18 protein-coding genes are annotated in these 22,091 nt (G+C 64.4%); 5 read left to right on the top strand and 13 right to left on the bottom strand.

Annotated features, from left to right (window positions below):
* Window positions 1–5 precede the first annotated feature (5 nt).
* The 9 genes from C5689_RS04265 to C5689_RS04225 all read right to left on the bottom strand — a co-directional run bounded on the left by C5689_RS04265 (window position 6) and on the right by C5689_RS04225 (window position 12,369).
* On the bottom strand, window positions 6–2,690 hold the full coding sequence (locus tag C5689_RS04265) for a nitrate reductase (RefSeq protein ID WP_108916033.1): 2,685 nt from the start codon (window positions 2,688–2,690) through the stop codon (window positions 6–8).
* A complete protein-coding gene (locus C5689_RS04260) occupies window positions 2,690–4,282 on the bottom strand; it encodes a sulfite reductase subunit alpha (protein ID WP_108916032.1) in 1,593 nt (530 codons plus the stop codon). Before C5689_RS04260 ends, C5689_RS04265 begins: the two co-directional genes overlap by 1 nt.
* Window positions 4,279–6,030 (bottom strand): NirA family protein, encoded by a 1,752-nt coding sequence (locus C5689_RS04255; protein WP_108916168.1) that lies wholly within the window; start codon window positions 6,028–6,030, stop codon window positions 4,279–4,281. The genes C5689_RS04260 and C5689_RS04255 overlap by 4 nt, the downstream gene beginning before the upstream one ends.
* 2 nt (window positions 6,031–6,032) lie before the next feature.
* Window positions 6,033–7,247: an NAD(P)/FAD-dependent oxidoreductase gene (locus C5689_RS04250; RefSeq protein WP_108916031.1), complete on the bottom strand. Its 1,215-nt coding sequence runs from the start codon at window positions 7,245–7,247 to the stop codon at window positions 6,033–6,035.
* 12 nt (window positions 7,248–7,259) lie between these two features.
* Window positions 7,260–8,051, bottom strand: a complete 792-nt coding sequence (locus C5689_RS04245) for an ABC transporter ATP-binding protein (protein WP_108916030.1) — start codon at window positions 8,049–8,051, stop codon at window positions 7,260–7,262.
* A gap of 11 nt (window positions 8,052–8,062) precedes the next feature.
* A complete protein-coding gene (ntrB, locus tag C5689_RS04240) occupies window positions 8,063–8,959 on the bottom strand; it encodes a nitrate ABC transporter permease (RefSeq protein WP_108916167.1) in 897 nt (298 codons plus the stop codon).
* A 14-nt stretch (window positions 8,960–8,973) separates the two neighbouring features.
* A complete protein-coding gene (locus C5689_RS04235) occupies window positions 8,974–10,299 on the bottom strand; it encodes a CmpA/NrtA family ABC transporter substrate-binding protein (protein ID WP_108916029.1) in 1,326 nt (441 codons plus the stop codon).
* A gap of 340 nt (window positions 10,300–10,639) precedes the next feature.
* Window positions 10,640–11,800 (bottom strand): CmpA/NrtA family ABC transporter substrate-binding protein, encoded by a 1,161-nt coding sequence (locus C5689_RS04230; RefSeq protein ID WP_108916028.1) that lies wholly within the window; start codon window positions 11,798–11,800, stop codon window positions 10,640–10,642.
* The gene (locus C5689_RS04225) at window positions 11,797–12,369 is read right to left on the bottom strand and encodes an ANTAR domain-containing response regulator (protein ID WP_108916027.1); all 573 of its coding nucleotides are present in this window, start codon (window positions 12,367–12,369) and stop codon (window positions 11,797–11,799) included. The genes C5689_RS04230 and C5689_RS04225 overlap by 4 nt, the downstream gene beginning before the upstream one ends.
* Window positions 12,370–12,989: 620 nt before the next feature.
* On the opposite strand from C5689_RS04225, the gene C5689_RS04220 reads away from it, so the two are divergent.
* Window positions 12,990–13,289, top strand: coding sequence for a DUF6156 family protein (locus C5689_RS04220; RefSeq protein WP_108916166.1), 300 nt, complete (start codon window positions 12,990–12,992; stop codon window positions 13,287–13,289).
* 23 nt (window positions 13,290–13,312) lie between these two features.
* Here the strand turns inward: C5689_RS04220 and purB are convergent, their stop codons facing one another.
* Window positions 13,313–14,620, bottom strand: a complete 1,308-nt coding sequence (gene purB / locus C5689_RS04215) for an adenylosuccinate lyase (RefSeq protein WP_108916026.1) — start codon at window positions 14,618–14,620, stop codon at window positions 13,313–13,315.
* A 263-nt stretch (window positions 14,621–14,883) separates the two neighbouring features.
* On the opposite strand from purB, the gene C5689_RS04210 reads away from it, so the two are divergent.
* Both C5689_RS04210 and C5689_RS04205 read left to right on the top strand, forming a co-directional pair.
* Window positions 14,884–16,134 (top strand): FAD-binding oxidoreductase, encoded by a 1,251-nt coding sequence (locus C5689_RS04210; RefSeq protein WP_108916025.1) that lies wholly within the window; start codon window positions 14,884–14,886, stop codon window positions 16,132–16,134.
* Window positions 16,135–16,276: 142 nt separating this feature from the next.
* Window positions 16,277–16,597, top strand: a complete 321-nt coding sequence (locus tag C5689_RS04205) for a hypothetical protein (RefSeq protein WP_108916024.1) — start codon at window positions 16,277–16,279, stop codon at window positions 16,595–16,597.
* On the opposite strand, the gene C5689_RS04200 is transcribed toward C5689_RS04205, so the two are convergent.
* Window positions 16,598–17,257 carry a DUF721 domain-containing protein gene (locus C5689_RS04200; protein ID WP_108916023.1) on the bottom strand — a complete coding sequence of 220 codons (660 nt, stop codon included), beginning with the start codon at window positions 17,255–17,257 and terminating at the stop codon, window positions 16,598–16,600. It lies immediately after the preceding gene.
* 51 nt (window positions 17,258–17,308) lie between these two features.
* On the opposite strand from C5689_RS04200, the gene mutY reads away from it, so the two are divergent.
* Together mutY and C5689_RS04190 are read left to right on the top strand one after the other, a co-directional pair.
* Complete coding sequence (gene mutY, locus C5689_RS04195) at window positions 17,309–18,409, top strand: A/G-specific adenine glycosylase (protein WP_108916022.1); 1,101 nt, start codon at window positions 17,309–17,311, stop codon at window positions 18,407–18,409.
* A 22-nt stretch (window positions 18,410–18,431) separates the two neighbouring features.
* Window positions 18,432–18,695: an Imm74 family immunity protein gene (locus C5689_RS04190; protein WP_108916021.1), complete on the top strand. Its 264-nt coding sequence runs from the start codon at window positions 18,432–18,434 to the stop codon at window positions 18,693–18,695.
* A gap of 3 nt (window positions 18,696–18,698) precedes the next feature.
* Here C5689_RS04190 and C5689_RS04185 read toward each other — a convergent pair whose 3' ends face one another.
* Both C5689_RS04185 and C5689_RS04180 read right to left on the bottom strand, forming a co-directional pair.
* The gene (locus C5689_RS04185) at window positions 18,699–21,185 is read right to left on the bottom strand and encodes a TonB-dependent siderophore receptor (protein ID WP_108916165.1); all 2,487 of its coding nucleotides are present in this window, start codon (window positions 21,183–21,185) and stop codon (window positions 18,699–18,701) included.
* Between the two features lie 170 nt (window positions 21,186–21,355).
* Window positions 21,356–22,091: FecR family protein (locus C5689_RS04180; protein ID WP_108916020.1), on the bottom strand; the 736-nt coding region annotated here is incomplete at its 5' end.

The following is a 22,091-nucleotide window of genomic DNA, read 5'->3' as shown; positions in this document are numbered from 1 at the left end:
CTCCGTCACTCTTCGCAGCAGGCGCGCGCCGCGGCGATGGCGCGCTTCAGCTCTGGAATGCAGGAGCCGCAATTCGCGCCGGCGCGCAGCGTCTCGCCGATCGCGGCGACGCTGTGCGCGCCCTTCGCGATGGCCGCGTCGATCGCCGCGGCGCCGACGCCGAAGCAGGCGCAGACGATCGGACCATCCTGCGCCGCGCCATCGGGCGAGCGCCCCGACAACAGCGCCTTACGCTGCTCCAAGCCGAGCCGCTCCGTCTCGAACAGCGTCGTCGCCGCGTCGAAGGCGCCGCGCGCATCCTCTGTTCCGATGAAGAGACAGAAATCGACGCGCTGATCGCGAAAGCGCGCGGCGCGATAGATTCCGCGCGCCTCGTCGAGATATTCCGCGACATCTGCCTCATCGCCGAGCGACGCCGCATAATCGCGCCATGATGCGAGAGCCGTGTCCGAGGCGAAGAGAAGGCCGTGACCGCCAGCGACGGCGACCTTGGTTCCGAGCGCGGCGATCATCGGCCGCAGCGGCGCGCGCGAGAGCAGAAAGCCGCGCGATTTGAATGTAACCGCATCTATGCGCGCCGGAGTCGCCTTCGCTTCCGGCTGTCCCGAATGCGGATCGACGATCGCGGCGACGAGCGAACCGACGCGCGCGAAAGAGGCCGTCTCGTCGCTCCAATGAATGGGCGCGAATAGTTGCCCGCGTCGCTGGCGATCGGTGACGGACACTGCGAGCAGGCATTCGGCGTGGCGTGACGAAACGCAGGCGAATCCACCATCGACGAGGCCGAGCGGCGCCGCGTCGGCCGGATGAATCTCGACGAAGGGAAAGGGCGAATGCCGCGCGAGACGCGGGCTTTTGCCCGTGCGCGTCATCGTGTGCCATTGGTCGCGAATCCGCCCCGTGTTGAGGCGGAAGGGAAAGGCAGCCGTTGTCGCGGCCTTCAGCGACGGCGGCTCGGGCGCGATGAAGCGCGCCTTGCCATTGGCGGTGAAATATCCACCCTCGCCGAAAAAGCGCGCGCGCCCTTTCGTCTCGCCGGCGCGGATCGGCCATAGCGTCGGATGCAGCGCGTCATAGGCTTCATCCGAGAGCGTCGCGAGCCCGCCTATGTCGAAGCTGCGCGAGCCGTCATTCTCGAAAGCGGAGAGCGCCGCATGCTCACGAAACACATCCGCCGCCGACTGAAATCGAAAGGCGTCGCAAAAGCCCATGCGCGTCGCGACGTCGCTGACGATGCGCCAATCCGGCTTCGCCTCGCCGGGCGAGGGCAGAAAGGCGCGCTGACGCGAGATGCGCCGCTCCGAATTCGTGACCGTGCCGGATTTCTCGCCCCAGGCTTGCGCCGGCAGCAGCACATGCGCGCCGGCGTTTATCGTGTCGTTCGACAGAACATTGTCGGATACGACGAAGAGATCGAGCTTCGCAAGCGCCGCGCGTGCGTCATCGGCTCGAGGCAGCGAGACGGCGGGATTGGTTCCCATCACCCACAGCGCCTTTATCTCGCCGCGTGCGATGGCCTCGAACATTTGCACGGCCTTGAGGCCTTCATGCGTCGCAACGCGCGGCGCGCTCCAAAAGCGCCGCACGCGATCGACCTCGGCGCTGGAAAAACCCATATGCGCGGCGAGCTGATTGGCGAGACCGCCAACCTCGCGTCCACCCATGGCGTTGGGCTGCCCGGTGAGCGAGAAGGGCGCGGCGCCGGGCGCGCCGATGCGTCCCGTCGCGAGATGACAATGAATGATCGCGTCGACCTTGTCGGTCCCCTGCGCGGATTGATTGACGCCTTGCGAAAAGGCCGTGACGGTTTTCGGCGTCGTGGCGACGAGCTCGAAGAAAGCCGCGACATCGCCCTCGCGCAGGCCGGCTGCGGCGGCGGTCGCGGCGATGGTCGGCGCGATCTCGCGCGCGGCGGCGAGCGCTTGCGTGAAACCTTCGGTATGTTGCGCGATGTAATCGTCACAAGTCGCGCCATTGGCGACGAGATGCACGAGCAGGCCGCAGAAGAGCGCGACGTCGCCGCCGGGCGCGATGGGCAGAAAGAGATCGGCCTCTTCCGCCGTCGCCGTGCGGCGCGGATCGATGACGACGATCCTCGCGCCGCGCTCCTGCTTGTTGCGCAACATGCGTTGAAACAAAATCGGATGACACCAAGCCGCATTGGAGCCGACAAGCACGATGAGATCGGCGCAATCGAGATCCTCATAGCATCCCGGCACCACATCGGCGCCCAAGGCGCGCTTATGTCCCGCCACTGTCGAGGCCATGCACAGCCGCGAATTGGTGTCGACATTGGGCGAGCCGATGAAGCCCTTGATCAGCTTGTTGGCGGCGTAATAATCCTCCGTCAGCAATTGGCCGGAGAGATAGAATGCGACCGCCTGCGGTCCATGCGTATCGATGATGCGCGCAAAGCCCTGTGCGACATGATCCAGCGCCGCGTCCCATGTCGCGCGTCGCAGCGTCTCGCCGGCGCGCAGCATAGGATGCAGCAGACGCCCGTCGAGCGACAGCGTCTCATGCAGAGCGGAGCCTTTGGAGCAGAGCCGCCCATGATTCGCCGGATGATCGGGATCGCCGGCGACAGCTGCGCCGCCGCATCCATCCGGCGTCGCCAGCACGCCGCAGCCGACGCCGCAATAGGGACAAACGGTCGCGACAGAGGCGCTGCGCGGATCGACCCTCTGCATCAATAGACATCCTGTCGGTAGCGGCCGCTCTTTTTCAATTCGGCGACGAAGGCGACCGCCTCGTCCGTGGCGCGCGCGCCATATTGCGCGACGATGTCGACGAGCGCGCGCTCGACATCCTTGGCCATGCGTTTGGCGTCGCCGCAGACATAGATATGCGCGCCATCGGCGAGCCAGGCGAAGAGATCGCGCCCGAGTTCGCGCATACGGTCCTGCACATAGAATTTCTCGGAGCCGTCGCGCGACCAGGCGAGCGAGAGGCGCGTGAGCAGGCCGGAGGACTTCATCGCGTTCAATTCATCCGCATAGAAGAAATCGCAATCGCTGCGCTGATGGCCGAAGAACAGCCAATTGCGTCCGTGCGCGCCGACCGCCTCCCGCTCTTGCAGAAAGGCGCGAAACGGCGCCACGCCCGTGCCGGGGCCGATCATGACGACCGGCGCATTCGGATCATCCGGAAGCGAAAAGCCATGCGACGCCTGCACATAGACTTTCAGCGGCGCTTCGCTCTCGATGCGCTCCGCGAGAAAAGTGGAGGCGACGCCTTTGCGCAGGCGCTTGCCGATCTTGTAGCGCACGGCGTCGACAGTGAGCGATACGCGCCCCGGCGCCGCCTTCGGCGAGGAGGATATGGAATAGAGCCGCGGCTGCAGTGGCTCGAGCGCCTCGACGAAAGCTTCCGCATGCGGCCGCACGCCGGGAAATTTCATCAGCGCCGCCAGCACGTCGAGATCGGCGGCGTCATTGTCTCTATCTTCTCCTTGCGCCAACGCGCGCGCCTTTGCGCGCGTCTCGCCGCCGGTGAGGAAGGAGATCAGCTCGAAGAGCCGATCGGGCGCAGGCGAAAGCGCGTAATCGTCACGCAGCGCTTCACGCAGGCTCTTGCCCTTCACCGGCGCGAGCGGCGAGGCGCCGATCATGGCGATGATCTGATCGACGAGGCCGAGATCATTCTGCGCAAAGACGCCGAGAGAATCGCCGGCGCTGTAATCGATTCCGCTCCTCGAGAGATCGAGCTCTATATGCCATGTCTCCTTTTCCGATGCGGGCTTGTTCAGCCTCCGACGCGACAGAAATATCGCCTCGACCGGATTGTCGCGTGAGCGGCCCGGCGCCGATGTGGAATGCGAGACCGACGGCGCTGTCGGCGCCGACTCGGTGGATGGCGCAGCGTCGCGCTCTTGCGCGAGCGCTTTCAACATGCGCGCGGTGTCCTTGCCGCCGGGCGCGCAGAGATTGAGGCGCTCCTCCTTATGGGCGAACAGCGCCTCCGCATAATTTTGGCAATCATAGCCACATTGGCCGCAGTCCTGCTGCGCCATTGCGGCCATCATCCGTCGTCGTAAAGGACGGGCTTGCGCGAGCGTCATGCGCTCCTGCAATTGCAGCGTCGGATCATGCCAAGGCGCGGCGCCGTCATCCGCGTCGCCGGCGATGGCCGCATTTTCCGCTGGCGACAGAGCGACGACGCCGGCGTCGTCCATCGACATCAGGCCGGCGAAAAAACCGTTGAGCCAAGCGCGTTGCTCTTCAGAGAATGGAGCCGAGGGCGGAATGAGATCGAGACGTTGCGGCTGCGTGATCTTGGTCATTGTTCCGTCTCCGCGATCAACCGTCGCAAAGCTTCTGCGTCATGGCGTCGCGTGAAGGCGGCGAAGCTCTCTTCGCGCGTCGCGCGATGCGCGAGATAGGCGCGCAACAGGCTCTCGATCTTGCGCGGCGCATCTGTCGCCGCGACATTCTCGAGCAGCTCGCGGCCGATCGCGCCCTCCGCGCCGAAACCGCCGCCGACGACCATATTATAGCCCTCGACCGTATCGCCTTCTTCATTGATCGGCACGCGCGCGCCGACGAGGCCGATGTCGCCGATGTAATGCTGCGCGCAGGAGTGACGGCAGCCGGTCAAATGTATGTTGATCGGCGTGTCGATCTCTATTCTCTCCTCGCAATGCGTGGCGATCTCGTCTGCGTGCCTTTTGGTGTCGGCGGCGGCGAAACGGCAGCCAACGTTGCCCGTGCAGGCGACGAGCCCGGCGCGGAGCGGCGACGCCTTCGTTGCAAGGCCGAGCGCCTCGATCCGCGCGAGCGCCTCGTCGATCCGCGCCTCGGTAATTCCGGAAATGAGCAGATTTTGCCAGACGGTGAGCCTTATGTCGCCATCTCCCAGATCGCGCGCGATCGTCGCGAGACCGCGCGCCTCGTCGCTCGTCAGGCGACCGAGCTTCAATGCGACGCCGACCCAGCTTTTCTGCGCCTCTTTCTGCGCATGCGCGCCGATATGCGCGAGCCTGTCGAAGCCGGGCCGTGGCGCGATCGCCTCTTGCGGCGCGCGCAGCAGCGGACGGCCGAGCTTTTCCTCGACCAGCGTCAGAAATCGATCGAAGCCCAATTGGTCGAGGACATATTTCAAACGCGCTCGCGCGCGATTGGTGCGGTCGCCTGTGTCGATGAAGACGCGCAATATGGCGTCGGCGATCTCGACGGCTTCGATCGTCGGAACGATCACGCCAGTGTCGCGCGCAAGATCCTTATGGCCGGTGATGCCGCCGAGCGCGAGACGGAAATAGACACCCTGCGCGAGCCCATGCCCCTCGCGAATCTCGATCGCCTGAAAGGCGACGTCATTGGTATCCTCGAGCACGGCGATGCGGCCGCCGCCATCGAAAGCGATGTTGAATTTGCGCGGCAGGCCGGAGAGCGAGCGATCATTGAGAATATGAAAATGCATCGCGCGCGCGAAGGGCCGTGTGTCGATGAGCTCTTGCGGATCGATTCCGGCGGTCGGCGTTCCGGTGATGTTGCGAATATTGTCGGCGCCGGAACCACGCGTCCATAGGCCGAGGCTCTGCACGCCTTCGATCATAGCGACGGCGCTCTCGGGCTCTATCTCGCGGATTTGCAGATTGGCGCGCGTCGTCACATGCAGATAGCCGCCGCCATGGCTGTCGGCGAGATCGGCGAGGCCGGTGAATTGCCAATGGGTGAGAATTCCATTGGGGATGCGCAGGCGGCACATATAGGAGGATTGCGTCGGCGCGACATAGAACAGTCCATGATAGCGCCACCGAAAATTATCGGCCGGCTTTGGCGGCTCATTGCGCTTCGTTTGCGCGACGAGACGCGAATAGGCGTCGAATGGATGCTCCTCGCGCTTGATCTTCTCTTGCTCATTGAGCGCGCCGCCATTGGCGATTGCGCGATCCTGCGCCGCGAAATGAATGGCGTCGGGACTGGTCGGCTTTTCCTTGGTCGGCGTGGCGCGTTGCGCGCGCGAGGCCTGGAAGCCGGAGGCGAAGCCTTCGAGATAGCGCTTTTGTTCTGCTGTGAAATCGCCGGCCATGGTCATGCCGCCTTTCTTTCGCAGAGCGCGCGGCCGAAGATCAGCGCATCGCGCCATTGCGTCACATCGGCGCGCGTGCGAATGAGCTCGATGCACCAGAGCGCGGCGCTGGTGTCGCCGACGAGCACGGCGCCGGCGAGACGGCCGTCCTCGATGATCAGCTTTTTGTAGAGGCCGAGCCCAAAGTCGCGCCAGGAGATCGTCTCGGCGCCGTCGCTTTCCATAAACTCGCCGGCGGAAAAGACATTGACGCCGGAGACCTTCAGATTGGTGGAGACGATGCTTCCTTCGTAAATGTCGCTTTCGCCGCAGAGTCTCGCGGCGAGGACGCGCGCCTGGTCATAGGCGGGCTCGACGAGGCCATAGCAGACGCCTCTGTGCTGCGCGCATTCGCCGATCGCAAAGATATCGGCGATATTCGTTTCCATATGATCGTCGATGACGATTCCTCTTTGCGTGCTCACGCCCGCGTCGCGCGCCAGCTCCATATTGGGCGCAATTCCCGCGGCGAAGACGACGCCATCGGCCGCGAGCCGCCGACCATCGGCGAGCTCTATCGCGCTGACGCGGTCATCGCCGAGGATGCGTGTCGTGCGCGCTTCCAGCAGAACGTCAATTCCTTTGCTCTCGATAATTCGTTTCAGCAGCTCGGCCGCGTCCTTGTCCAGCTGCCGCTCCATCAGCCGATCGGTGACATGCGCGAGTGAGACCTCGGCGCCGCTTTTGACGAGGCCATAGGCGGCTTCGAGACCGAGCAGGCCGCCGCCGATAACGATGATTTTCTTGCGCTGCGCCGCGAGGCGCTTCAGCGCGTCGACGTCGGCGCCGTCGCGGAACACATGAACGCCTTGCAGCTGCGCGCCGGGCAGCGGCAGACGCAGCGCGCGCGAGCCGGTGGCGAGCACGAGCTTGGAAAAGCCGACGCTTTCGCCACTCTCTAGCGACACTCGTCTCGTCGCGAGGTCTATGGCGTGCGCCTTGGCGCCGTAGAGAAGAGTAACGCCGCGGTCGCGCCACCAGCTCGCGGGCCTCAGCTCTATCTCGGCCATGTCCGCGTCGCCCGCGAGCACGGAAGAGAGCAGCACGCGATTATAGGCGAGGCGCGGCTCCTCGCCGATGACGGCGATGGCGTAGCGGCCGAGCGCGCGCTTCGACAATTCGTCGACGAGGCGCGCGGCGGCCATGCCATTGCCGATGATGACGAGAGGCTCGCTCATTTTTCGTCCGCCTCACGCCGCTTCGACATAGTGATGACGCTCATAGAGGAATTGCAGCACGCGGCGCCTGCATTCGAGATAGTGAGGATCGGTGGAAAGAGTGACGCGATCACGCGGGCGCGGCAGAGCTACGTCCAGCGTCTCGCCGATCGTGGCGCAGGGACCATTGGTCATCATCACGATGCGGTCGGAGAGCAGCACAGCCTCGTCCACATCATGCGTGATCATCATCACCGTATTGCCGAGCGTGCGATGCAGCGCCATCACCTGATCTTGCAAATGCGCGCGGGTGAGCGCGTCGAGCGCGCCGAAGGGCTCGTCGAGCAGCAGAACCTTCGGCTCCATGGCGAGCGCGCGAGCGATGCCGACGCGCTGCTTCATGCCGCCGGAAATCTCGCTCGGACGCTTGTCCTTCGCATGGGTCATCTGCACGAGCTCGAGATTGCGCATGGTCCAATCATGGCGTTCGGCGCGGCTCTTTTTGCGCGAGAACACTTTGTCCACGGCGAGGCGCACATTGTCGTAGACGGTAAGCCAAGGCAGCAGCGAATGATTCTGGAAGACGACGGCGCGATCTGGCCCGGGCGTGTCGACTTGACGATTTTCCAACACGACGCCGCCGGCGCTCGCGCTCACCAGCCCGGCGACGATATTGAGCAGCGTGGATTTGCCGCAGCCGGAATGGCCGATGATGGTGACGAATCGTCCCTTCTCGACGGAAAGATCGACGGCTTCGAGCACTCTCGTCGCGCGGGCGCCGCTCGTGAAAACTTTGTCGACATGATCGATGCGAAGATAGCTCATGGCGAATCCTTTCAGGAGGCTTGCGCGCCGCGCGTGGCGAATGCGCCGATCGCGGCGACGATGCGGTCGAGCACGAAGCCGGTGACGCCGATATAGGCGAGGGCGACAAAAATGTCGGAGAGGCGTGAGGAGTTCCAGGCGTCCCAGATGAAGAAGCCGATGCCGACGCCGCCGGTCAGCATTTCCGCGGCGACAATGGCGAGCCAGGAGAGGCCGACGCCGATGCGAAGGCCGGTGAAGATGTATGGCGCGGCAGACGGAATCATGATCTTCCAGAAGAACTCGAGGTGATTGAGCCGCAGCACGGCGGCGACATTGCGATAATCCTGCGGAATATTGCGCACGCCGACAGCGGTGTTGATGATGATCGGCCAGATGGAGGTGATGAAGATCACGAAGATCGCCGAAGGGTGACTGTCGCGAAAGGCCGCGAGCGAGATCGGCAGCCAGGCGAGCGGCGGCACGGTGCGCAGCACTTGGAACAGCGGATCGAGCCCGCGCATCGCCCAGCGCGATTGTCCGACGATGACGCCGAGCAGCACACCGGCGCCGCTGGCGAGGCCGAAGCCGATGGCGACGCGTTGCAGCGAGGTCAGCACGCGCCAGCCGAGGCCGATGTCTTGCGGTCCCGCGATGAAGAAGGGATGCAGGATGAGATCATTGGCCTCGCTCCAAATGCGCGATGGCGATGGCAGAGCGGAGGTCGGCTTGATGCAGAGAAGCTGCCAGATGCCGAGCAATATGGTGAGCACGATCATCGGCGGCAGCACGGCGGCGAAGAATGCGCGAATGCGCGCGCCATGCCTCTCGATGAGCGGAGCGCGTCGGCGCGCGTAGAGCTCGTCGATCGAGCGATCGTCGGCCTGCGTCGCATCGACGAGATCGTCCTTGGTGATTTGCATCGTCATTTCGGCCTCTTCGGTCAAACCTGCGCGCGCTTGATGGACAGGCTCTTCAGATAGGCCTGTGGGTTTTCGGGATCGAAGACCTTGCCGTCGAAGAAGGTCTCCTTGCCGCGCGACGTCGATGTCGGAATTTCTTTGGCGGGGACGTTGATGGATTTTGCCGCCTCGCGCCAAATATCCTCGCGATTCACCTTGTCGACCAGCGCCTTGATGTTCGTCGTCGGCTCGAGCTTGCCCCAGCGAATGTCCTCGGTGACGAACCAGGCGTCGTGACTCTTGAAGGGATAGGAAGCGGCGTCGCGCCAGAATTTCATGAACTGCTTCGTGCCCTTCTCGATGCGGCCATTGCCGTAATTGAGATCGCCTTTCAGGCGGCCGACGATATCGGCGACGGGCACGTTGAACCATTGGCGCTTGCCGACGATCTCCGCGAGCTGAGCCTTGTTCTCCATTTTGTCGCACCATTGCTGCGCTTCCAGCACGGCGGCGGTGAGCGCGCGTGCGGCGCGTGGATTTTTGTCGACCCAATCGGCGCGCAGGCCGAGCGCTTTTTCAGGATGCTTCGACCAGATCTCGCCGGTCGCGCAGGCGGTGTAGCCGATGTTCTGATTGGCGAGCTGCTCGTTCCACGGCTCGCCGACGCAAAAGGCGTCCATATTGCCGACCTTCATATTCGCCACCATTTGCGGGGGCGGCACGACGATGGTCGAGACGTCTTTGTCGGGATCTATGCCAGCGGCGGCGAGCCAATAGCGCAGCCACAAATCATGCGTGCCGCCGGGGAAGGTCATGGCGACCTTCACTTCCTTGCCTTCGGCTTTCTTCTTGGCGAAGGCCTCGCGCAACGCCGAGGCGTTGGTCGTGACCTTCAGATCCTTATATTCATTGGCGACGGAAATGCCCTGCGCGTCGAGATTGAGACGCGCGAGTATGTACATAGGCGTCGGCGCATTGTTCTGCGTCACTCTGCCGGTTGTGATCAGATAGGGCATGGGCGTGAGAATATGCGCGCCGTCTATGCCGTTTGCAGCGCCGCCGAGCACGAGATTGTCGCGCGTCGCGCCCCAGGAGGCCTGCTTGACGACCTCGACATCGGGCATGCCATGCTTGGCGAAAACGCCTTTTTCCTTGGCGATGATGAGCGGCGCGGCGTCGACCAGCGCGATATAGCCGAGGATCGCTTTCGTCGTTTCCGGCCCTGCGCCTTGTGCGAAGGCGCCGCCGGGGAAGGCCGTGCGAATGGCGGCGAAGCTCGCCGCGGCGCCGGCCGCGCCGCGCAGCAGCGCGCGACGATCGAGCGTCATGGCCGCATTGGTTTTCGCTGAGCTTGTTTCGTCTGTCATCGTCACCGTCGTCCTCTTCGCGCTGCGAGCGCATCGGTCAGGGCGAGTCGGCGCCGTCCTTTAGTCGACGGCGCGAAACGCAAAAAGCCGCTTCCCTCGGGAGAGCGCATGGCGCGCGAACTCCTCGGGACAGCGGCGTTGCTGTTCGTCCGTCGTTGGACAAATGGAAAGATGCGCGAGGCGCATCGTCGGGGAGAGTGTTGCAAGCTGCGCGCCAAATGGCGGAACAGCCATTATCCTTTGTAAATCAAAGGATTTTTGTAGAACCGTCGCGGCGAGGCGCGACGCCTCAGTCGGCGCCTTGCCCAATAGGCAGGCGCCGGATCGATAAAAAAACAGGCTATGGCGTGCGGCGAATGGGGAAGGCGGAGAGATAGGCGTCGAGGTCGCGATCATCGAATTTTGGGCCGCAGAAGGCGCTGATGGCGTCGCCGGAGCGCGGCGCCGCAGGCAGAGTGGCGTCGAAGAGATCGGGGCGGAACACGGCTTTCGCCGCGTCGAGAAGGGCGGATGAGACGGGCGCCTGTCCCCAGCGCGCCATTTGCGCATAGAGCCATGCAGCCTGAGTGGGGTCGGGCCGCTCGGCGCCTTCCTGGCCGAGCAGCAGATAGCGCGCATTCTCGCGCGTCGCGCCATCGGGCGCGATCTTGAGCCGGCCTTGCAGCGTCCGCAAGATTACATCGGCGCCGACGCCGACGCGATCCGGCCGTGCGAGCAGAGCGGCGATCTCATGCGGATCGGCTTCGGCGATGAAACGCGCGGCGCGACGCAGCGCGCGCAGCAGAGCGGCGACGACATTCGGGTGCTCGAGCGCGAAGCTCTCGCGCATGGCGAGCGACTTTTCCGCGCAGCGCGAGAACAGCTCGACCGAAAAATGCAGAATATGTCCGACGCCGAGATCGACGGCGACCGAATTCCACGGCGCGCCGACGCAAAAGCCGTCGACATGGCCCTGCGCCAGGCTGCCGACCATATAGGGCGGCGGCAGCACGACGAGCCGTACATCCTCATCCGGATCGACGCCGCCGGCCGCCATCCAATAGCGCAATTGATAATTATGCCCCGAGAAGGGGAAGGTCATGCCGAAGGTCAGCGGCTCCGCCTGCGCGGCCTTGCGATCGGCGACGACGCGCGCGAGCGCGCGCGCCGTGGCCAGCGGATTGAGCGCATCGCCGTCGAGCCGCGCCCGCATCGCCTCATGCAGCGCGGGAGAGACGGTGATGGCGTTGCCGTTCATGGCGAGATTATAGGGCGCGACGATCGGTGTCTTCACATGGCCGACGCCGAGGCTGGAGGCGACGGCGATGGGCGCGAGAAGATGCGCGGCGTCGAACATGCCGATATTGAGCTTGTCGCGCACATTGGACCAGGAGACTTCCTGCACGAGCTCGACATTGAGCCCTTCCTGCGCGGCAAAACCCTTGTCCACGGCGACGAAGAGCGAGGCGGCGTCCGCGAGCGGAATGAAGCCGATGCGTAAATGTTCGCGCTCCGCGGTCATTTGAACAGCTCCGAGGCGGTGATGATCGCCTGGGCGATCTCGAAAATCTTCTTCTTCTCGCGCATGGCCGTGCTGCGCATCAGCCGATAGGCGTCCTCCTCGCTGAGGTTCTTCGCCTTCATCAAAAGACCCTTGGCGCGGTCGATCGTCTTGCGCTCTTCTATCTCCGATTTGGCGCGCGCCAATTCGTCCTGCAGGCGTGAGAAGGCGTTGAAGCGCGACACGCAGAGATCGAGAATGGATTTGATGCGCTCTTTCTTCAGCCCGTCGACGATATAGGCGGAGACGCCGGCGTCGACGGAAGCCTGAATGGAAGCGGCGTCGCTCTGATCGACGAACATGGCCACGGGCCGGCGCACGGCGCGGCTCACTTGGAACATCTGCTCCAAAATGTCGCGGCTCGGATTTTCGAGATCGATGAGGATGACGTCCGGATCGATCGCATAGATGCGCGCGAGCAGGCTGCGCATTTCGGCAATGCGCTCGACATTGGTGAAGCCGGCCTCGCGCAATCCATCCTCGAGGATCGCAGCCCGCACCGGACTCTCATCGACGATGACGATTTTCAAATCGACGCCTCCGCGACGCTGCGCCGCAGGCAGGCGCTAGCGAAATTGCGGGCGAATTACAAATGATTTCGGCGGGAGAGGGCAGAAGAGGGGGGATGCATGAGATGGCCCCGCAGCGCTGAGGCTGGCGGGGCCGCTTGTTTCGCAGAATGCGAAATCTCCGGAAAGCTCCAGATTCGGAAGATTGGGAGGCGTCGCGCTTGGCCTTCGCGTTTCGCCGCCCGTCGGGATGTTACGAATGTCGGCGCTTGAGGAAACCTGCGCTCGATTTCTTTGCTGCGCCTTCGACCTCGGCTGAGGTCAAACGGTGTGACCCGGTGGCGTCATGCTCCTCTCGCATGTATCGCTCGACTCGAGGCCTGCGTGCGTTGCCACGCCGGCCCGCCCATCGCGTTCTCATCCCTCGAGGTCCCGCTCGATCGGTTCGCCCGGGTCGGCTCGTCGCCGTTTCCCGCGGCCCCCTGTGACGCGATGATGAAATGGTGATCTCGATTCTGAATTTCGTCAAGCGCAGAATTGGTCGCAGCGAGGCGGTTTTCTTTTTGCGCGGAGCGCGCTACGCAATGGCTCCGACGAGGCCCGGCGCGAGCGCCGATGCCGGCCCGACGGGAGAGAAACGCATGAAGGCGGACAGTGACGGTTATTACTATTTCCTTACCTATAGCGGCGTGAGCCTTCCGCTCAAATTGACGTCGCCGCTCGATCCGAACGACCTCGCCAATCGCAACACATTCTTTCGCGCCCGCTATGACGAGGCCGAGCGTCTGCTTCTGTGCGAGAAGATGGTCTATGGCGAGGTGGAGCTGCGCCACGCTTACGAATATCGCGCCGAGGGCGGTCTCGCCCGCGCGCTTATTCTGATGGGCGAGGACGAGACCGAGGTGCTGTTCGACGAGAATGGCAAGCAGACGGTGGCGTGAGGGCGCGTCACTGCTTGCCCGATTCACGCCTTGCCGAAGACGCGATCGAAGATCGTGTCGACATGCTTGAAGTGATAGGCGAGATCGAACAATTCATCGAGCTCCGCGGGCGAGAGCTTCGCGCTCACCTCGGCGTCGGCGCCGAGCAGCTTGCGGAACTCGCCTTCGCCGCGCCATACCGGCATGGCGTTGCGCTGCACCAGCGCATAAGCGTCCTCGCGTGAGACGCCCTTTTGCGTCAGCGCCAGCAGCACGCGCTGCGAATGCACGAGCCCGCCGAGGCGGTCGAGATTCTTCTGCATATTCTCGGGATAGATCACGAGCTGATCGATGACGCTGGTCAGGCGCGAGAGCGCGAAGTCGAGCGTCACTGTCGCGTCGGGGCCGATATTGCGCTCGACGGAAGAGTGCGAAATGTCGCGCTCATGCCATAGCGCGACATTCTCCAGCGCCGGCGTCACCATGCCGCGCACCAGCCGCGCGAGGCCGGTGAGATTTTCGGTGAGCACAGGATTGCGCTTATGCGGCATGGCGGACGAGCCCTTCTGCCCGGCCGAGAAATATTCCTCCGCCTCCAGCACCTCTGTGCGTTGCAGATGACGAATCTCGATCGCCAGCCGCTCCACTGACGAAGCGACAACGCCGAGCGTCGCGAAAAAGGCGGCGTGACGGTCGCGCGGAATGACCTGCGTCGAGACAGACTCCACCGCGAGGCCGAGCTGCTTGGCGACATGCTCCTCGACGCGCGGATCGACATTGGCGAAAGTGCCGACGGCGCCGGAAATGGCGCAGGTCGCGACCTCCTTGCGCGCGGCGACGAGCCGCTCGCGCGAGCGTGTGAACTCTGCATAGGCCTGCGCGAGCTTCAAGCCGAAGGTCGTCGGCTCGGCGTGAATGCCATGCGACCGGCCGATTGTCGGCGTATATTTATGCTCCAGCGCGCGGCGCTTTATCGCGGCGAGCAGACCGTCGACATCGGCGATCAGAAGATTGGCGGCGCGCGCCAATTGCACGGCGAGGCAGGTGTCGAGCACGTCGGAGCTGGTCATGCCCTGATGCACGAAGCGCGAATCCGGGCCGATGAACTCGCCGAGATGGGTGAGGAAGGCGATGACGTCATGCTTGGTCACGCGCTCGATCTCGTCGATGCGGGCAACGTCGAAAGTGACGAAATCGGCCTTGTCCCAGATCGCCTTGGCGCTCTCCTTGGGGATGACGCCGATTTCGGCGAGCGCGTCGCAGGCATAGGCCTCGATCTCGAACCAGATGCGAAAGCGCGTCTGCGGCTCCCAAATCTTCGTCATCTCGGGGCGGGAATAGCGAGGGATCATGGGCTTGGGCGTCCTTTTGGGAAAAGTCTTCGCGCGGCCGGTCGGCGGGAAGAGGATCGTTTAGGCCCTTCCGTGAGCAGAGTGAAGGGGGCGGGGCCGGCTCCGCTTCCTGTCCTTTGTGTCTTTGTGGTGAATAAACCACAAAGGGGAAAAGACGCGGCCTTGGCCGAAATATTGCTGCGGATGAGGCAACGCTTGCGCTAGCGTTCACCCGCCCGCGCCGCCATATTCCGCTTTTAGAATGTGTTCGCCCGGAGGACCTTATGCAGCAGACCGCCGATGTCGCCGTGCTGGGCGCGGGAATGGTCGGAGTCTCGGCCGCCCTGCATCTGCAGGCGCGGGGGCGAGACGTTGTTCTCGTCGACCGGCATGGCGCGGCCGGGCTCGAGACCAGTTTCGGCAACGCCGGGCTCATCGAGCGCGCCTCCATCTTCCCTTATCTCTTCCCGCGCGATTTCGGCGATCTCCTGCGCTATGCGCTCAATCTCTCGCCGCAGGCGCATTATCATTTCTCGGCCCTGCCCAGCGTCGCGCCCTGGCTGTGGCGCTATTTCCGCGAAAGCTCGCCGGAGCGCGCCAAGCGTCACGCTCTGGACGCGCTGCCGCTGGTCGAGCGCTGTCTCGAGGAGCATGACGCGCTGATCCAGCTCTCGGGCGCAGGCGACATCGTGCGCCGCACCGGCTGGATCAAGCTCTATCGCAGCGAGAAGAGCCTCGCCAAAGGGATCGTCGACGCTGCGCGGCTGCGCGACTTTTCGCTCCGCGTCGAGGAGCTGGACGCCGCCGGCCTTTCGGCGCTGGAGCCCGACATAGCGCCCGTCGTCGGCGCGGTGCATTTTCGCGACACCGCCTCGGTCGCCGATCCATGCGCCGTTGCGCAGGCCTATGCGGAGCTGTTCCAGCGTCGCGGCGGGCGCTTTCTCGCCGGCGATGTGCGCGCGCTGGCGCAGACGCGCGACGGACATTGGAGCGCGCCCACCCATGACGGCGCGCTGATCGTGCGCGACGTCGTCGTCGCGCTCGGCCCCTGGTCGGATCAGATTTTCCGTCCGCTCGGCTATGAGCTGCCCTTCGCGGTCAAGCGCGGCTATCACATGCATTACGGAACCGAGGAGGGCGCGCGCCTCTTCCATCCGGTGCTCGACGCCGACAATGGCTATGTGCTGGCCCCGATGACGCGCGGCGTGCGCCTCACCACCGGCGCGGAATTCGCGAGCCGCGACGCCAAGCCCACGCCGGTGCAGGTGGACAAGGACGAAATCCTCGCCCGCACGCTGTTTCCGCTCGGCGAGCGGCTGGACCCCAAGCCCTGGATGGGCTGCCGGCCCTGCTTCCCGGACATGCTGCCGATCATCGGCAAGGCGCCGCGCCATCAGGGGCTCTGGTTCGACTTCGGCCATCAGCATCATGGCTTCACGCTCGGCCCGGTGAGCGGCCGGCTGCTCGCCGAGATGATGACCGGAGAGACGCCTTTCACCGATCCGGCGCCCTATGCGGTCGATCGATTTCGATAAATCCACAGAGGAATTTCAGCGCCGAATGAGCGACCATTGCGCGCAGTGATTCGCCCCTGCGTCGCCGATCGATTTTTGTCGCAATTTCAAAAGCGTCCCGCGTCCCTCACGGGCGAGCCGATCATTTCATTGGGAGACGAGGATGAAGCTCTCGGCGTTTTTTCTCGGCGCGGCGCTCGCGCCTTTTCTACTCGGCCATGCGGCGGCCGTCGAGGTCGCCGTCATTTACGAAGGCTTTCCGGGCTATGCCGGCTGCAAGGAGCGCGCCGACATGCAGCGCGTCATCGAGCTCGCGGAGCAATATGACCTCGAGGCGGCGCGGGAAATGATCCGCCGCGGCATAAAGAGCAAGGACTGCCGCGTGCTCGGCGGCGACCTCATCGTCGAGGTGGTCCCGCCCTTCAGCCGGCTGGCGAAAGTGCATATGCGCGGCGATCCCGACGCTTATTGGATCATCCAATGATCAGCGGGCGGGCTTGGCGAGCGCCCGCTCGCCGAGCGTGACGAGCGCGGCCCGCAGCCTCTCGTCGGCGACGCCTTCGGTCGCGGCCTCCGCCTGCCGGCGCGCCGCGAGATCGACCGGCGGCTTCGCCGGCCGGACGCGGCGGGGGGCGAGCGGCTCCTGTTTCATCGTGATCTTGGCGACGCAGCGCCAGCCGAGATGCGTGTTCACGCGCTCGATGATGGCGGCGCTCATATGCTGAATGTCGAGCCCGAAACCCGGCTCGACGCGCAGCGCCAGAGTCGCCGGCTCGTCCTCCTTCTCGGCCGCGCGGTTTTTGGCGCCGGCTCGGTTCTCGTCGGCCGCGCGGTTTTTGGCGCCGGCTCGGTTCTCGTCGGCCGCGCGGTTTTTGGCGCCAGTTTGGTTCTCGTCGGCCGCGCGCCTTTTGGCGCCAGTTTGGTTCTCGTCGGCCGCGCGCCTTTTGGCGCGCGGCGGCCATTGCAGCTTCACCGGCTCGCAAATGGCGGCGACGCGCGCGCCGACGATCGCCTCCCAGCGCAGCAGCAGCGAGCTTTCGCTGAAGCCATGCCGCGCCGCCAGAGGATCGAGCGTCCTGTCGATGAATTCGCCGATGAGGCGCGATTGCCTGATTTTCGAGCGTCCCGTCGCCGCCCCGGTCATGGCCTGCTCCTTGCGCGATCGGCTCCGATCTCGGTAAGGACAGATTAGCCCATGCCGAGAGTCCCCGCCAAGTCGTCGGCCGGAAGGTCGTCCGCAGAAAAGCCGCCGCGGCCCGATCCGCGTGCGCTGCTCTCCTGGTACGACCGGAGCCGGCGCGATCTGCCCTGGCGCGCGGCGCCTGGCGAGCGGGCCGATCCTTACTCCGTATGGCTGTCGGAAATCATGCTGCAGCAGACGACGGTGGAGGCGGTCAAACCCTATTTCCACGCCTTTCTCGCGCGTTGGCCGAGCGTCGCGGCGCTGGCCGCCGCCCCGCTGGAGGAGGTGATGAAAGCCTGGGCCGGGCTCGGCTATTACGCCCGCGCCCGCAATCTCCACGCCTGCGCGCAACAGGTGGCTTTCGAGCGCGGCGGAATTTTCCCGCGGGAGGAGGGCGATCTTCTCTCGCTGCCCGGCGTCGGCCCCTATACGGCGGCGGCGGTGGCGGCCATCGCTTTCGATGCGCCATGCGTCGCCGTCGACGGCAATGTCGAGCGAGTCGTCGCCCGGCTCTTCGCCATCGACAGGCCGATCCGCGAGGCCAAGCGCGACTTGCGCGAGCAGGCGCAGACGCTGCTCCCCGCCGCGCGCTCCGGTGATTTCACGCAAGCGCTGATGGATCTCGGCGCGACGGTCTGCACGCCGCGCGCGCCGCGCTGTGATCTCTGCCCCTTAGCGCCCGCCTGCGCGGCGGCGCTGCGCGGCGAGACGGAGCGCTTCCCTGTCAAGGCGCAAAAGCTCGACAAGCCTTTGCGCCGCGGCGCGGCTTTCGTCGTGACCAGCGGCGGCGCGGCGTTGCTGCGCACGCGGCCGCCGCGCGGCCTGCTCGGCGGCATGAGCGAATTTCCCTCGACGCCCTTTCGCGTCGATTTCGACCCTTCCCGCGCCCGCGCCCATGCGCCCATGGCGGCGCGCTGGAAAGAGTTGCCCGGCGCGGTCGAGCATGTGTTCACGCATTTTTCGCTGCGTCTCACAATATTCGCCGCGACGCTTCCGGCGCCGCCGCCTTATATCGAGAACGGCCGTTGGACGCCGCTCGCGAGGCTTTCCGAGGAGGGGCTTCCGACCTTGATGCGAAAAGTGGCGATTCGGGCCGGATTGATTGTAGAGTGAGCGCGACAGCGGGAGCATCGGCATGGGGCGGCGCAAATCGATCGTGATCGAGATGACGGAAGGCGCGATCCGCGTCCTTTCCGGCGGCCATGTGCTGACCATCGCCAATTCGGCCCCGCCGCCCGATGCGGACGAGGACACGGATTTCTTCATCCGCCTCGACGACATAGAGAATTGGGACGCGCCCGACGAGGAGATTTCCATCGACATCGTCGAGCTGCAGACAATTCTGGAGGCGATAGAGGAAGAGCTCGAACGTCACGGGCTCAGCGTGACGTTCGAGTGAGCGTCAGAACTCCACCCGCAGCGAGCCGAGGAAGCTGCGTGGCGCGCCGGTCATGATATAGGTGCGGTCCTGCGACGCGGGGTAATAGACCGTATCGGTGATGTTCTTCACATTGAGCTGCGCGGTGACGGTGACGCCCTCGATCTTCGTCGTATAGGCGATCATGCCATTGAGCAGCGCATAGCCCGGCAGCACAAAGGAATTGGCGTTGTCGCCGAGCGCGCTGCCCGTCACGGTGAGGCCGGCGCCGAGGCTCAGCCCCTTGAAAGCGTCGTCGGCGTCATATTTCACCCAGAGATTGCCGTAGTTGCGCGGGCTCGATGCCAGCGCCTTGCCGGGTGAAGCGAGCTGGCCGTTGTAGACGGCGAGCGCATTGGCCGACGAGCCCTCGAGCGTGCGCACATCGTCATGCGTGTAATTTGCGATGACGCTCCAATTGTCGTCGATGCGTCCGGTGAGATCGAATTCGAAGCCCTGGCTGCGCGCTTTGCCGATCAGATAGGAGAGGGTCGAGTTGAGCGGATCGGCGGTCGGAATATTCGTCTTGGTGATGTCGAAATAGGCCATGGTCAGCGTTAGCCGTTTGTCCAAGAGCTCCGCTTTGGCGCCTACCTCCCATATTTCGCCGCGTTGCGGTGGTCGCGGCAGGCTGTAATTGCTCGTGTTGTTGGAGCCGAAGGACTGAGCGAAATTTCCGTAGACCGACATGAAAGGCAGCGGCTGATAGACGACGCCGACGCGCGGGCTGAAAGCGGAGGTGTCCGCTGTCTTGTAGCCGGTGTAGGCGGACCACCAATTAGCGTTGTAGCTGCCGGACGAACTCACGGCGTTCCAGTCATAACGACCGCCGAGCAGCACGTGCACGCTGTCGTCGAGGAAGGAGATCATGTCCTGTCCATAGACGCCGGTCCATTGCTCGCCGGAATGCGCATAGCCGCCGCCTCTGGGAAGATCGAGCGTGTAATAATTTGGCGCATATATGTTGATGGCGCTGATCGGCGTGATGATCTGGCTCTTCATGCCCCAATAATTGCTGAAATAGTCGAAGCCGAGCAGTACGGAATGCGACAAGGGCCCAGTCTCGAACTTGCCTTTGAGATCGAGATTGGTGGCGAAAGTGTTGTCCGTATTGCCGGGGAAATAGACGTAAGTTCGGTTCAGCACGCCAGTGATCTGATTGAAGGCGGCGCCGGCGACATTGCCGTTCCTCGTGCCCACGCTCGTATAGCTCAGCCGATTGGTGATGCTCCAATCCTTCGATATGTCATAGGTCCAGTCATAGGCGATGCGCTTTTTGTCGAAGTGATTCGTCAAATTCGTCGTGAGATAGGGCGCAGAGAGATAGCGGCTGATCGGAATATTCGCCGGATGATCGTAGACCGCGGGCAGCAGCTGATAATCATCGACCCAGGTCTTGTTCTGATATTCGAAATCGACATTGATGCGGAACTGCTCGATCGGCCGATAGGAGATCGTCGGCGCGACGAAGAAATTGCGATCGGTGACGAAATCGCGATAGGAATCTGCGCGGTAATATTCGGCGTTGACGCGATAGAGCAGAGATTTGTCCGCCGTCAGCGGGCCGGTCGCATCGATCGTCGTGCGCGTGCCGCCATAGGATTTCACCTGTTCCTGTATCGAGTAATAAGGCGTCTCCAGAGGCCGTTTCACCACCAGATTGATGAGGCCGCCCGGCTCGCTGCGACCGAAGAGCATGGCGGCCGGGCCTTTCAGCACGTCGATGGATTGCAGATTGGCCGTGTCGAGATAGCGCGACCGCAGCTCGATCAGGCCGTTCTTATAGGTGCTCTGCGAGACGGAGAAGCCGCGCACCTTGTAGACGTCGAGAAGATTGGGCAGCGGCGTCACGCCGGAGACATTGGTCAGCACGGCGTCGCCGACGGAGATCGCTTGCTGGTCGTCCATCGTCTGGCGCGTCACCGAGCGCACCGAAATCGGCGTCTCGAGCAGCGGCGTGTCGACCTTCAATGTCGCCGCCGCGCTGGCGGCGGTATAGCCCGTGTAGCGATCGCCCGGTCCCGGCGCCGGACGGGCGCGCGCGTCGTCGCCGCGTCCATTCGTCTGCGCGCCAATGTCGATCGTCGGCAGCGGCGTCGCGCCGCTGGCGTCGGTCTGCGTCCCGGCGTCGTTCTGCGCGAGGACGATCGACACCGCCTGCCCGTCGCGCGAGAATTCATAAGTGAGGCCGGTGCCCGCCAGCAGCGCGCCGAGCGCCTCGCGCACCGAATATTTGCCGGAAAGGCCGGGCGTCATGCGCCCATGGGTGAGGCGCGCGTCATAGAGCACATGGAGATCGTTCTCATCGGCGATGACATTCAGCGCCGAAGCCACCGAGCCCGCGGGAATGCGATAGGCCTGAATGACTCCCGAGCGCTCCTGCGGAGCAATAGCGGCCTGCGCGGGAGAATCCGAGACTCCCGCTCCCGTCATCAAGGCGCCGAACGCCGCCGCCGCGACCGTCGAACCCATATTCGCTTTTCCTCGCCGCTCGCCGCGCGCCGACTTCCTCGCCATGTCTCCGCATCTCCTCGTCGATCGTCCGCCTCGGGGCGCTCGAGAAGCCCCTGTCTTGCTGGACGCGGTGGATGCGAAAAACGAAACGTCGCGGCGCAAAATTTTTTCGCGCGCTGCGAAACGCCTCAGCCGTGCAGGAGGATCAGATAGTCGGTGACATGGAATGCGCGCAGGCCGAGAAAAGCCTCGATCTCGCGCAGCGCCTGGGCCGGATTCTCGGCGTCGAAGACGCCGGTCACGCGCCGGGCGCAGCTCGCTTCGCCGAGACAATAGACATAGCCGCGCCGGTGGCGGCCGAGCGCCGCCAGCACTTCGCCGAGCGGCCTGTTCTCGAAGATCAGCCTGCCGCGACGCCAAGCGGTGGCGCGCTTGACGTCGACGGCTTCGGGCCGCGCGGCGCGCTCAGCGGAAAAGGCGCTCTGCGCGCCTTCCTCGACCACTACCGAGCCGCCGCCGCTCGCCACCGCCACGCTGTGCTCGGTGACGGTGACGCGCGCCTCGCCTTTGTCCATGGCGATGTCGAAAGCCGTGCCGAGCGCCGTCACCGACCCGCCGGCCGCCTCCACGACGAAAGGACGCGCGGCGTCGGGCGCGACCTGGAACCAGGCCTCTCCCTCGAGCAGCGTCAGCCGCCGGCGGCCGGGCTCGAAATGCAAGGCGATGGCCGAGCGCGCGTCGAGCTCGACGCGCGAGCCATCCTCCAGCGTCACGCTCTTGCGCTGGCCGACGCCGGCGTAAATATCGGCGCGCAGCCAGGTCGCGAGATCGTCGAAGCCGACCGCCAGGGCGAGGCAGAGCGCGGCGGCGATGGCCGCCGCGCCGGCCAGCGCGGGGCGGCGGGAGGCGGGGCGGGGCTCGGCC

The organism is Methylosinus sporium (assembly GCF_003113265.1).
Classification (GTDB): Bacteria; Pseudomonadota; Alphaproteobacteria; order Rhizobiales; family Beijerinckiaceae; genus Methylosinus; species Methylosinus sporium.
The sequence above is the reverse complement of the archived record's forward strand: the minus strand, read 5'-3'. Positions and strand labels throughout refer to the sequence as shown.

What these genes read in the sequence shown, in the direction of transcription:
- C5689_RS04200 (WP_108916023.1), bottom strand. Translation starts at nt 17,257, where the DNA reads ATGACCGGGGCGGCGACGGGACGCTCGAAAATCAGGCAATCGCGCCTC.
- C5689_RS04265 (WP_108916033.1), bottom strand. Translation starts at nt 2,690, where the DNA reads ATGCAGAGGGTCGATCCGCGCAGCGCCTCTGTCGCGACCGTTTGTCCC.
- purB (WP_108916026.1), bottom strand. Translation starts at nt 14,620, where the DNA reads ATGATCCCTCGCTATTCCCGCCCCGAGATGACGAAGATTTGGGAGCCG.
- C5689_RS04230 (WP_108916028.1), bottom strand. Translation starts at nt 11,800, where the DNA reads ATGACCGCGGAGCGCGAACATTTACGCATCGGCTTCATTCCGCTCGCG.
- C5689_RS04235 (WP_108916029.1), bottom strand. Translation starts at nt 10,299, where the DNA reads ATGACAGACGAAACAAGCTCAGCGAAAACCAATGCGGCCATGACGCTC.
- C5689_RS04260 (WP_108916032.1), bottom strand. Translation starts at nt 4,282, where the DNA reads ATGACCAAGATCACGCAGCCGCAACGTCTCGATCTCATTCCGCCCTCG.
- mutY (WP_108916022.1), top strand. Translation starts at nt 17,309, where the DNA reads ATGCCGAGAGTCCCCGCCAAGTCGTCGGCCGGAAGGTCGTCCGCAGAA.
- ntrB (WP_108916167.1), bottom strand. Translation starts at nt 8,959, where the DNA reads ATGACGATGCAAATCACCAAGGACGATCTCGTCGATGCGACGCAGGCC.
- C5689_RS04190 (WP_108916021.1), top strand. Translation starts at nt 18,432, where the DNA reads ATGGGGCGGCGCAAATCGATCGTGATCGAGATGACGGAAGGCGCGATC.
- C5689_RS04185 (WP_108916165.1), bottom strand. Translation starts at nt 21,185, where the DNA reads ATGGGTTCGACGGTCGCGGCGGCGGCGTTCGGCGCCTTGATGACGGGA.
- C5689_RS04220 (WP_108916166.1), top strand. Translation starts at nt 12,990, where the DNA reads ATGAAGGCGGACAGTGACGGTTATTACTATTTCCTTACCTATAGCGGC.
- C5689_RS04250 (WP_108916031.1), bottom strand. Translation starts at nt 7,247, where the DNA reads ATGAGCGAGCCTCTCGTCATCATCGGCAATGGCATGGCCGCCGCGCGC.
- C5689_RS04210 (WP_108916025.1), top strand. Translation starts at nt 14,884, where the DNA reads ATGCAGCAGACCGCCGATGTCGCCGTGCTGGGCGCGGGAATGGTCGGA.
- C5689_RS04255 (WP_108916168.1), bottom strand. Translation starts at nt 6,030, where the DNA reads ATGGCCGGCGATTTCACAGCAGAACAAAAGCGCTATCTCGAAGGCTTC.
- C5689_RS04205 (WP_108916024.1), top strand. Translation starts at nt 16,277, where the DNA reads ATGAAGCTCTCGGCGTTTTTTCTCGGCGCGGCGCTCGCGCCTTTTCTA.
- C5689_RS04245 (WP_108916030.1), bottom strand. Translation starts at nt 8,051, where the DNA reads ATGAGCTATCTTCGCATCGATCATGTCGACAAAGTTTTCACGAGCGGC.